Annotated in this window: 13 protein-coding genes; all 13 read left to right on the top strand. The window is 32.8% G+C overall.

The features are described 5' to 3' along the window. Positions 1–174: 174 nt before the first annotated feature. The 13 genes from QM017_RS04645 (at position 175) to QM017_RS04585 (ending at position 11,854) form a co-directional block, all read left to right on the top strand. Positions 175–1,131: a LysR family transcriptional regulator gene (locus tag QM017_RS04645; RefSeq protein ID WP_282708995.1), complete on the top strand. Its 957-nt coding sequence runs from the start codon at positions 175–177 to the stop codon at positions 1,129–1,131. An 86-nt stretch (positions 1,132–1,217) separates the two neighbouring features. Then, positions 1,218–2,144 carry a manganese-dependent inorganic pyrophosphatase gene (locus QM017_RS04640; RefSeq protein ID WP_282708994.1) on the top strand — a complete coding sequence of 309 codons (927 nt, stop codon included), beginning with the start codon at positions 1,218–1,220 and terminating at the stop codon, positions 2,142–2,144. A gap of 123 nt (positions 2,145–2,267) precedes the next feature. Beyond that, positions 2,268–3,029 carry a DeoR/GlpR family DNA-binding transcription regulator gene (locus QM017_RS04635; protein ID WP_178198103.1) on the top strand — a complete coding sequence of 254 codons (762 nt, stop codon included), beginning with the start codon at positions 2,268–2,270 and terminating at the stop codon, positions 3,027–3,029. 124 nt (positions 3,030–3,153) lie between these two features. Continuing rightward, on the top strand, positions 3,154–3,675 hold the full coding sequence (locus QM017_RS04630) for a biotin transporter BioY (RefSeq protein ID WP_282708993.1): 522 nt from the start codon (positions 3,154–3,156) through the stop codon (positions 3,673–3,675). Between the two features lie 111 nt (positions 3,676–3,786). Beyond that, complete coding sequence (locus QM017_RS04625; protein WP_282708992.1) at positions 3,787–4,953, top strand: pyridoxal phosphate-dependent aminotransferase; 1,167 nt, start codon at positions 3,787–3,789, stop codon at positions 4,951–4,953. A gap of 13 nt (positions 4,954–4,966) precedes the next feature. Next, a complete protein-coding gene (gene murI / locus QM017_RS04620; protein WP_282708991.1) occupies positions 4,967–5,746 on the top strand; it encodes a glutamate racemase in 780 nt (259 codons plus the stop codon). A 59-nt stretch (positions 5,747–5,805) separates the two neighbouring features. Further along, complete coding sequence (locus QM017_RS04615; RefSeq protein ID WP_282708990.1) at positions 5,806–6,324, top strand: GNAT family N-acetyltransferase; 519 nt, start codon at positions 5,806–5,808, stop codon at positions 6,322–6,324. Positions 6,325–6,338: 14 nt separating this feature from the next. Next, the gene (locus tag QM017_RS04610; RefSeq protein WP_282708989.1) at positions 6,339–7,028 is read left to right on the top strand and encodes a YjjG family noncanonical pyrimidine nucleotidase; all 690 of its coding nucleotides are present in this window, start codon (positions 6,339–6,341) and stop codon (positions 7,026–7,028) included. 43 nt (positions 7,029–7,071) lie between these two features. Then, entirely contained in the window at positions 7,072–7,389 is a 318-nt protein-coding gene (locus QM017_RS04605) for a nucleotide pyrophosphohydrolase (protein WP_282708988.1), read from the top strand. A gap of 70 nt (positions 7,390–7,459) precedes the next feature. Continuing rightward, complete coding sequence (locus tag QM017_RS04600) at positions 7,460–8,251, top strand: Cof-type HAD-IIB family hydrolase (protein ID WP_282708987.1); 792 nt, start codon at positions 7,460–7,462, stop codon at positions 8,249–8,251. A 63-nt stretch (positions 8,252–8,314) separates the two neighbouring features. Continuing rightward, a complete protein-coding gene (locus QM017_RS04595; protein WP_282708986.1) occupies positions 8,315–10,069 on the top strand; it encodes a 1-deoxy-D-xylulose-5-phosphate synthase in 1,755 nt (584 codons plus the stop codon). Between the two features lie 126 nt (positions 10,070–10,195). Next, positions 10,196–10,666, top strand: coding sequence for a hypothetical protein (locus QM017_RS04590; RefSeq protein ID WP_282708985.1), 471 nt, complete (start codon positions 10,196–10,198; stop codon positions 10,664–10,666). A 249-nt stretch (positions 10,667–10,915) separates the two neighbouring features. Then, positions 10,916–11,854: a 2-dehydropantoate 2-reductase gene (locus tag QM017_RS04585; RefSeq protein WP_178198093.1), complete on the top strand. Its 939-nt coding sequence runs from the start codon at positions 10,916–10,918 to the stop codon at positions 11,852–11,854. Positions 11,855–11,857 lie beyond the last annotated feature (3 nt).

Below are 11,857 nucleotides of genomic sequence, written 5' to 3'. Positions count from 1 at the left end.
TTTTGCAAATTTTCTTGACAATTATTAGTTTTTTACGAATTAATAATAACTTTTTTGCTAAAATTTCAAAAAAGCATTCCATTTTAAATGATTTGATCGTATTATTATTTTATGGATTGATAAGATTATAAAAACTTATCTTAAGAATAAAAAACTTTTTAAGAAGGGATTTTTATGAAAACACAACAAGAAAGTATTTTTTCTTCTAAGACTTTAGCTTATTTTCTACAATTGGCTGAAACCATGAGTTATACACAAGCAGCACAGATTTTAGGGATTACTCAACCTGCTTTAACTCAACAAATCAAGAAATTAGAACGCTCTGTTGGGGCACCTTTATTTTATTCAGTGGGTAAAAAATTACATCTTTCAGATGCTGGCTACACAATGCTTGATGCTACACATCAAATATATGAAACTTTAAATAAAGCTACCGATGAAATTCAACAATCTACTAGTGCTACTCAAGGTAACATTAATATTGGAATTCTTTCTTCGGTTGAATATAGTATTTTTTCTGATTTTGCAGTTGAATATTATAAACAACATAACGATATTACTATTTCTACTTATAATCTTTCTCGTAAAGAAATTTGGGAACGTTTGGAAAATAATACGATTGACCTCGCTATCATGTACTTACCAGATTCAAGTATTAAGAATTGGAAACCTTACGAAAGCAAACGCATTTTAACTGAAGATTTAATTTTTATTCATAAAAACGAAAAATTTGCTAAACGTAAAAAAGTTAAATTAAAAGATACTTTGACAAACAAGTGGGTAACCTATCCTTCTGAATATTATTTAAACGAAACCATTCGTGAAGTATTTTGTGAAGGGTTAACTGATCAACCAACATCTGTTGCTCACTTTGCAGATCCTGATCAAATTTTTAATTTTGCGATTAAGACAGGTTGTTTTACTGCTTTACCAATGTCTTATGTTTTAGCAAATAATACTGATAATCAAGTATTTACAGCACTATTTGATCCTGAAATTAAGTTTGATTTATCTTTTGTCTTCCGCAAAGGTAAAGAACAAATTCCACGTATCGAAAGCTTCTTTAAATCTTTTGATCGTTATTTAAATGAAAAGGACTATATTACTCGTTTATCAGAAACTAATGCCTAAGTAAACTCAATTGCACTTTTATAGTGTGCATTGTATAATTTTATTCGGTTACTAAAACTAAAAAATTACTAAGGAGCTATTTATCCATGAAAGAACTTGTTTTTGGACATCAAAATCCAGATACAGATGCAATCGTTGCTGCAAAAGCATATTCATATTTACAAAATCAATTAGGAGCTGATACTGAAGCAGTTGCTTTAGGTGAACTTAACGAAGAAACCAAATATGCCTTTGATTACTTCAAACAAGATGCTCCACGTGTGATTACTAGTGCTAAAGCAGAAGTACAAGCTGTTATGTTAGTTGATCATAACGAAGCACAACAAAGTGTTGCTGATATCAAAGATGTTACAGTAACACACGTACTTGATCATCATCGTGTTGCTAATTTTGAAACTGCAGCACCATTATACTGCCATATCGAACCAGTTGGTTGCAGTAGTACCATTGTTTATAAAGAATTTGTTCAACATAATATTGAAATTCCAGCACCTTTAGCAGGTTTAATGCTTTCTGCTATCATTTCGGATACTTTACTTTTCAAGTCTCCAACAACTACTGAAGATGATATTGCAATCGCTAAGAAATTAGCGCAAATCGCTGGTGTTGATTATGAAGAATACGGTTTGGCAATGCTTAAAGCTGGCACAAATCTTGCAAGTAAAACAGAAGAACAATTAATCAGTGCTGATGCTAAGTCATTTGAAATGGGTGGAAAAACTGTTAGAATTAATCAAGTTAACACAGTTGACTTGGATGAAGTTTTTGCTCGCGAAGAAGCTTTACGTGCAACTATTACTAAAGAAAGTCAAGCAAATGGCTATGACTTATTCTTATTGATGGTAACAAACATTTTAGATTCTAATACACGTATTTTAGTAATCGGTGAACCACAAGAAATGGTTGAAAAAGCATTTTCTGTAAAATTAGTTGATAACAAAGCTGATTTACCTGGCGTGGTCTCACGTAAAAAACAAGTTGTTCCTCCAATGGAAGCAGCTTTTAACGCATAATCATGAAAACGCACATTTGTGCGTTTTTTATTTTTCTCAAATCATTACAAATACTTTTTTTTACAGAAAATTATCGGTATAATATAAGTGAGTAATAGATTAGATATTGAGGAGATGCGTACTTTGAGTCAAGAAAAAAGAATTGAGCTAATTAAGCAATTACTAGCTCAAAGACAAGAATTATCAACTAAAGATATCATGCAAGAATTTGGGGTTTCTCAAGATACCGCCAGACGTGATATTGTCTTATTAACTAAAAGAGGTGAAGTAAAGCGCACACATGGTGGAATTCTACCACTTAATTTTGGTCGAAGTGTTCCTAACTATCAAAGTCGCTTAGCATATTTCACGCGAGAAAAAACCCAAATTGCCTTAGAAGCTACTAAATATTTCCATCCACAACAAGTTTATTTTGTAGATTCTTCGACAATTCTTTTAAAAACATGCCAAAATATCAATTTGCCGTTAACTATTGTGACACATTCTTTAGATAATTGTATTGCGTTATCAGAACACAATAAGGTTTCAGTTAAAGTTTTAAGTGGGACATTGAATCACGAAAATCGTTTCTTTCATTCCAATTTAGCAATAGAAGAGCTCCAAGATATTGTTTTTGATACTGCCTTTATTGCGGCTTCTGGAATTGATGAAAATGGAGTTTACCTCTTAGATCAAAGCGATGCCCAAATTGTTGGAATGGCTGTTAAACGTGCACGTAAAGTCATTCTAGTGGCGGAACATCAAAAATTTGTAAATAAATCATATTATCGCATTTGCCCACTCAGTGATATTTCTATATTTATCACAGACAAAATGCCTACTAAACAACAAATAGAAATGTTTGGGCCACATACTAAGATTCAAGTTGCTTCCTATGACGCTTAATATTTCTAGATGATTACAAATTTGTAATCAATTTTTGTTAACCTTTTTTAAAAATAAGTTGACTAAAATACCAGATATAGGGTATATTAAGGATACATTTTTAGACAAAGAGGTTGATTTATTAATGAAAAAACTTAATTTACGCTATCTAACACTCTCAGGTATATTATTGGCTGTATTAATTGTTTGTGCTCAATTAACGATTCCATTGCCGATTGTACCCTTGACATTACAAACACTAGCTGTTGGTTTAGTTGCTTCATTACTACCAGTTAATTATGCACTAGAAGTTATTATTGCTTATTTACTTTTAGGGATTTTAGGAGTACCCGTATTTGCAAGTTTCAGTAGTGGCTTTGGGATTATTGTTGGTCCAACTGGAGGATATTTGCTAACTTTCTTATTATATGTATTGATAACTGCTAGCATTTTACGTTTTAAACAAAGAACTTTTCTAACTTTATTTTGTGCCAATATTTTAGGGGCATTGACACAACTATTTTTTGGAGCTTTATGGATGATTCCTGTGCTAAAGATTAGTTTAACCGCAACTTTATTAACAGGTGTAGTTCCATTTATTTTACCAGCAATTATTAAAGTAATCTTAGTTTGTTTAATCGTCCAAAAAGTACCAAAAACAATATAGTTTTATTGAAAAAGAGCGCTTTTGACGCTCTTTTTTACTTGTTAAAACATTTCATTTACCATTATATTAGAGTATAATAAAAATTAACTTGAACTAATGAGGATGAAACATATGAATTTACAAAATAAATTTAACCATAAAATTGAAGAAATTGCTGTTTCTGATATTCGTCAATTTGATACTCAAGTCAGCTCAATTCCTGATATTATCAAGCTGACATTAGGTGAACCTGATTTTAATACGCCTCAACATATTAAACAAGCTGCGATTGAGGCAATTCAAGCTGATTACTCACATTACACACCAAATGCTGGTATTCCTGAATTACGTACAGCCGTTGCTAAATATTTCAATCAAAAATATTCTTTAAATTATCAAGATAATCAAGTTATTGCTACTATTGGAGCTACTGAAGCTATCAGCACTAGCCTACAAACAATTTTAAATCCTGGAGATACAGTACTAATTCCAACACCTATTTTTCCTATCTATATGCCGGTTACTAATCTTAATCATGCAGATTATGTAACAATCGATACAAGTGATGATGGATTTGTTTTAACTGCTCAAAGACTTAAAGAAGTATTAGCGCAAAACAAAGACAAGAATATTAAAGCACTAGTTTTAGTTTATCCAAGTAATCCAACAGGTGTTACTTATAGCAAAGAACAACTTGAACAATTAGCAATAGTGCTTAAAGAAGCTGGAATTTGGGTAATTTGTGATGAAATCTATGCAGAACTAACATATAATACTAATCATGTTTCTTTGGCTCAGTTTATTCCCGAACAAGTTATTTTAATTTCTGGTTTATCAAAATCTCATGCAATGACTGGTTGGCGAATGGGCTTTATCCTTGCTCCAACGGATTTTGTTCAACAAGCTGTCAAAGCACACCAATACATGGTAACTGCAACTACCAATAACGTTCAGTATGCCGCATTAGAAGCCATGAAAAATGGACAAAATGATAGTTTAGCGATGAAAGAACAATACATTAAACGTAGAGACTTTATGAAACAAGCTTTAGAAGAAGTCGGTTTTGAAATGGCAAGTCCTGACGGTGCATTTTATCTTTTTGCTAAGATTCCTACTAAATTTGGCACTGATTCCTGGCATTTTGTACGTGAATTGGCACAAAAAGCCAAAGTTGCTTTAATCCCTGGTATTTCCTTTGGTCCTGGTGGGGAAGGCTATGTACGTTTAAGCTATGCCGCATCAATGGAAGACTTGAAGACTGCGGCTAAAAGAATTCAAGATTATGTAAAATCACGTTAGGAAATATAGCATTATGAAATTAACCAAAAAACAACCAATAGGTGTATTTGACTCTGGACTAGGAGGCATCAGTGTTTTAAAAGAACTGCATAAATTGATGCCTAATGAAGACTTTATTTTTTTTGGTGATTCTAAAAATGCACCTTATGGGACTAAGACCGTTGAAGAAGTTCAAAATTTGAGTCAACAAATCGTCACTAAATTCTTACAGCAAAACGTTAAAGCTATTGTGATTGCTTGTAATACAGCCACTAGTGCAGCCGCTAAAAAGTTACGTTTAACTTATCCTGAATTACCAATTATAGGTCTTGAACCTGCCGTAAAACCGGCGACATTATTAAAACCCCATGCTAAAATCTTAGTGATGGCTACTGAATTAACTTTAAGAGAAGCTAAATTTAATGATCTAATACAACAATTTGCAAACCAAGCGACAATTTATAAACTACCAGCTTCTAAACTCGTTGAATTTATTGAAAAAGGAGATACATCTTCTGTTGAGTTACATGCTTATCTTTTAGACTTATTAACTCCTTACTGTCAAAAAGTCGATGCTGTAGTTTTAGGATGTACGCATTTTCCGTTTGCTCGCCGTGTAATTCAAGAAATCATGGGACCTGATACTGCAATCATCGATGGTGGTAATGGGGCAGCTCGTGAACTAAAAAGAGTTTTACAAGTCAAAGACTTATTACAAGACCATACTCATGCTGGAAGTGTTTGCTTTGAAAATAGTTTACAAACACAAACTGAAATTCAATTAAGTCGTAAGCTCTTTGAAAATGATTTTTAATCTTAAGGGGATCATCTAATTTTAGATGATGCCTTTTTCTTTAAAAAGGAGGAAATAACATGCAACTTTATTACGTTAGAAAAGCAAATGATGCTGATTTAGCGCAAATTTCGGAAATATTTGAACAAGCTAAAAGTATTTTAAAACAAGATGGTAGTCCTCAATGGCAAAATGGAGCACCAACCTTAATGGACTTTAAAAACGATATTGCTAAACAGCAATGCTACGTTTTAATCGTTAATCAAGAGGTAGCAGGGATGGCTACTCTTCAAATTGGACCAGATCCAAATTATCAAGTAATCAGTAATGGATTTTGGAAGCAAACTTCGGATTATATGGTGATTCATCGCGTCGCAATAGCATTTAAATATAGCGGATTACATCTCAATGAGTTTTTCTTTAGTAATTTATTAACACTTTGTCGCCAAAATTTTAAACGTGTACGTATTGATACCCATGAACGAAATCTTAAAATGCAACATATTTTAAACAAATTTGGTTTTAAAGAATGCGGCGTAATCAACGTCAACGATCCTGTCGATCCAAAACGCAAAGCTTACGAATTAATCATGAATTAAAAAGAGGAAATAACATGACACAAAAATATACAGATTTATTATTTGATTTAGATGATACATTGCTTGATTTTGGAGCAACTGAAACTCAAGCTCTCAGGCTTCTTTTTGCAACGTATAATCTTGAAATGACACCACAACTGGAAAAAGACTATAAAAAATTTAATCAAAGTCTATGGAAAAAACTTGAATTAGGGACGCTTTCACGTAAGGAATTATTAGAAAAACGTTTTTCTACATTTTTTAAAGAACATTTAGCTTTAGATGTCGACGGGATTGTTACTGGAAAACAGTATACTTCTTTTTTAGCTCAAGGACATCAACAGATCAAAGGAGCTAAAGAATTGCTACAAGATCTTAAAAAAGCTAATTATCGACTACATATTGTAACAAACGGAAATAAAAACATTCAATATAAACGTTTAGATGATTCACATTTCAACCGATTTTTTGATACAATCTTTATTTCAGAAGAAATTGGTTATCAAAAACCTACAAAACAGTTTTTTGAACATATTTTTAATAAACTTGACTTAGTTCCTAATCAAGCAATTATTATTGGAGACTCTTTATCATCAGATATTAAAGGAGGAATCAATGCGGGGATTGATACACTTTGGTATAATCCAGCACAAATTGCTAACAATTCAACTATTCAGCCAACCTATGAAATTCACAAACTCGAAGAAATTAAAGAAATTGTATAATGAAATATGTAAATTTGTTATATACAAATAAGGAGAAGCGTTTATGAATTATCAAGAAATACTAAAGATTTTAACTACATTTCGTGATGAACGGGGATGGCAAAAGTATCATAATCTAAAAGACTTAGCTTTATCGGTAAATTTAGAGGCTAGCGAGATATTAGAAATTTTTCAATGGCAAGATTCTTCTCAAAAACTGGACGACAAACAACTAGAACATCTTAAAGAAGAAATTGCTGACACATTAATTTATCTTTTCTTTATGTGTGATAAATTAAATATTGATCCAGAAGATATCATTGCTCAAAAAATGCAACGTAATCAAAAACGTCATTGGAAAATTAATGATGACGAACTATAGTATTTATTGTAATTTCATCTTAAATAATCTATCATATTTTATGTAAATGATTTCAAAGAGGTGACTTTTCATGATTAAAGCTGTTGCAGTCGATATGGATGGAACATTTTTAAATTCCGTTAAAAATTACAATCGGCCAAAATTCGCTTATTTATTTGATAAAATGCAACAACGTAATATTAAGTTTATCGTTGCAAGTGGTAATCAATATTATCAACTGCGTTCTTATTTTCCCGATCACTGGAATGACATTACCTTTATTGCAGAAAATGGGGCGTATATTTTGCACGGACAAGAAGAAATCTTTTGTGGTGCATTCAAAGCAAGTGCTTTAGACACAATTTTTGCTACACTTGCGGATTTACCTGAAATTAAAGTAGGAATATGTGGTAAAAAAAGTGCTTATGTTTTAGCAACACAAGATAAAGCATATATTGAAAGATTAGGCTTTTTTTGTCCTCGTTTACAAGTTATCGATAATATATCTCAAATTAACGATCAACTTTTTAAATTTACTCTTAGCGTACCTAAAAACCAAACACAAAAATACCAAGATTATTTAAATCTCAAACTCGCAGGCAATGCGGTCGCTACTTCTAGCGGACATGGAGAAATTGATTTAATTATTCCAGGTCTAAATAAAGCTTGGGGGTTAAATCACGTTTTAAAAGGTTGGAATTTAAGTGCCAAAGATTTAGCAGCGTTTGGTGATGGAGGCAATGACCTTGAAATGTTGACATTAGCTAACCATAGTTACGCAATGGCTAATTCATTACCAGAGGTATTCAAGGTAGCCAAGCATGTTGCTCCTTCAAACGATGAAGATGGCGTCTTAGACACTTTGGAAATTTTGTTGCATTAGAGTAACCCTAAACTTTTATAATTGTCACTGTACAATAAATATTTTGATATGGAAGTGATTAAAATGAATCAGCATCCTGAATTTTTACTAAATCAGGTAAATCAACCCCAAGATATTAAAAACTTTACACTCGAGCAATTAAAACAATTAGCCAACGAAATGCGCCAATTAGTTTTAGAAAAAGATGCAGCAATCGGTGGACATGTTGGTCCTAACTTAGGAATAATGGAAACAACATTAGCTTTCCATTATGTTTTTGATTCTCCTAAAGATAAGATTGTCTGGGATGTATCCCACCTAGCTTATGGACATAAGATGTTAACTGGTAGAAAAAATGGTTTCTTAGATCCTGAACAATATGATGAGGTTTCTGGTTATACTAGTCCAGATGAAAGTGAACATGATTTTTATACTATTGGGCATACCTCTACTTCTGTGAGCTTAGCAGTAGGGATGACTAAAGCTCGTGATCTCTTAAATCAAAAAGAAAACATTATCGCATTGATTGGCGATGGTTCTTTAAGTGGTGGGATGGCCTTTGAGGCTTTAAACAATGGAGCAACTTTAAATTCAAACTTTATTGTTATTGTCAATGATAATCAAATGTCAATTGATGAAAATCAAGGTGGAATTTATCAAGGTCTTGCTAAATTGCGTGAAACCAATGGCACAGATCCTAATAATCCATTTATTGCCATGGGATATGATTACAAATATGTTGCTGATGGTAATAATTTGGCTGACATGATTGATGCTTTTAAAAGCATCAAAGATATTGACCATCCAATTGTTTTACACATCAATACACTTAAAGGAAAAGGTTATAAGTTAGCTGAAGAAAATAAGATGGCTTTCCATTGGCGTGCTGCATTTAATCTTGAAACTGGCGAATTACTCAATCCACAAACACAAGAAACTTACAATGATGTTATCTTAGATCAATTAGATCAAAAAGTAGCTGCTGGTATGCCAATCGTAGCAATCACTGCAGCTATTCCAGGAAGTTTTAACCTTAAGAAATTCGAAGCTAAACATCCAACCAATTACGTCGATGTCGGTATTGCAGAGCAACATTCAATTGCATTTGCAACTGGTTTAGCTAAACGTGGTGCACGTCCGGTAGTATTCCAAAGTAGTACATTTTTACAAAGAGCTTATGATCAACTTTCACATGATATGGCCCTAAATGAACAACCAGTGGTGCTAATCGTTGATGGTGGAATAAATGGTGGATCACGAACACATTTAGGAATGTTTGATATTCCTTATCTTACAAGTATCCCTAACATTGAATATTTAGCACCAACTAATAAAGAAGAACTACAAAGTATGCTAGATTGGGCCTTAACACAAAGTGATAAGCCTGTCGTAATTCGCAAACCAAGTGGTCCTGTCTATAGCGGTGCTGTTACACAAAATTCATATGATGAAATTTCATATGACATTGTACAAGAAGGTAGTAAAATTGCTTTAATTGGTTTAGGTGACTTCTTAGACTTGGCTAAAAAGGCTGCTCAACAATTAGAAGATTGTTTTGGTGTAAAGCCAACTATTATCAATCCTAAATCCGCAACTTCTTTAGATGCAAAGTTACTCAATCAAATAGCTAAAACACATCAAGTTATTGCAACTCTCGAAAATGGAAGTCTTTCTGGTGGATTTGGCGAAAAAATAGCCCACTTCTTTGCCACTTCAAATACTAAAGTTTTATTATTCGGAGCACAAAAACAATTCACTGATTGTAGTAAAGATCAACTATTATCGCAAAACCATTTAACAGCTGAATTAATTGCTAAAGATATCAGTTCATATCTTTAATTGTTTTTAAGACGCACTGACAAGCAGTGTGTCTTTTTTATTGCAAAGAAAAAAACTCTTTTTTTCTAATTAGTGTTTTTTCGTGATATAATTACACAAATAAGTATTATTTAAAGGAGGTTCATGATGATTGAAAGCATTCGTCTAAAACGACAAACTACAAATCCACTTAGTGTAGGAGAAGTCATTGATTATCGCGGGGCGACCTTTGTGATTACACATATTTTAGGAATTGAAGTAGTCGGTAAACACCTCCCAAATCCAACTGTTGTTTACTATTGTCTAGGTCAACAATTCGGCACACCCGATCTTTCTAGTGAATATTTACCAACTTTAACCGAATTATCATTTAAATCAGATCAGTTTGATAATTTGCCCGAAGTGGGTGAAATCTTTTTTGACAATGCACTAGGCATCTGGGTTAATATCGATGAAATAACCAATGTGCGTTTTGAAGATACTGAGATGTTTATCACATTCAAGTTTAGTCCTGTCCCTGAATGGTCTAAAGAACAGTTAACCCAAGCCATGAATAAACATCGATTAAACAGAATGAAGTTAGTTCGTAAAGACACCAATCAAGCGCATAACTTTTAAACCTACTATAAAACTAGTAGGTTTTTTAGTTGATATAAAATAATTTTATAATATAATTAAATTTTTTTTGCATTTTTCGGCTTAAAATAACGCTTTTTTCTATAGAAAAATTAGCACAAAACAAAAGAAAATGCTATAATTCTCTTTGTGATATTCAGCACATATTCATCAAATTTTACTTTTAGTGAGTATAACATACTGTTTATGTTGCTGTAAAAATCAATTATTTCCTTAGAGGAGGAGTTTGTTATGAAAATCGCAATCGCAGGTGCCGGCGCCATGGGTAGTCGCTTTGGAATTATGTTAGCTAAAGGAGGCAATGAAGTTACTTTAATCGACGGTTGGCCTGCACATGTTGAAGCCATCAAAAAAGAAGGGCTAAAGGCAAATTTCAATGGTGAAGACATCACTGTTAATTTACCTATTATGTTGCAATCAAAAGTTAGTGCACAAACACATGCTGACTTGATTATTTTGTTTACTAAGGCTATGCAACTTGATCAGATGCTTCAAGATATCAAGCCTTTGATTGCACAACATACTGAAGTTTTATGCTTATTAAACGGTATTGGTCACGAAGATGTTATTGAAAAATATGTTCCAATGGAAAAAATCTTTATCGGAAATACTATGTGGACTGCAGGAATGGAAGGTCCAGGAAAAGTTAAATTATTCGGAAATGGCTCAATCGAATTGCAAAATCTAGGTAAAGGGCAAGAAGAAGCTGCTCAAAAATTAGCTGCTGTCCTATCTGAATCCGGATTAAATGCTAAATATTCTGATAATATTCATTACTCAATTTATCGCAAAGCTTGTGTTAATGGAACGATGAATGGTTTATGTACTGTTTTAGATGTTAATATGGCAGGATTAGGACAAACTTCAACTGCACATGATATGGTTGTTACAATTGTCAATGAATTTGCTAGTGTTGCTAAATGCGAAGGAGTTAACTTGGATGTAGCAGAAGTTATTGCACATGTTGAATCTTGCTTTGATGCTTCCACCATTGGCATGCATTTTCCATCCATGCACCAAGATTTAATTAAAAACAACCGTTTAACAGAAATTGATTATATTAACGGAGCAGTTTCGCGAAAAGGTAAAAAATATAACGTTGCAACCCCATACTGTGACTTTTTGACCCAATTGGTTCATGCTAAAGAACAAATCTTAGGCGCAAAGTAAATT

Source organism: Ligilactobacillus sp. Marseille-Q7487 (assembly GCF_949152225.1).
Lineage (GTDB): Bacteria > Bacillota > Bacilli > Lactobacillales > Lactobacillaceae > Ligilactobacillus.
This window is presented reverse-complemented; position numbering and strand designations above follow the sequence as displayed.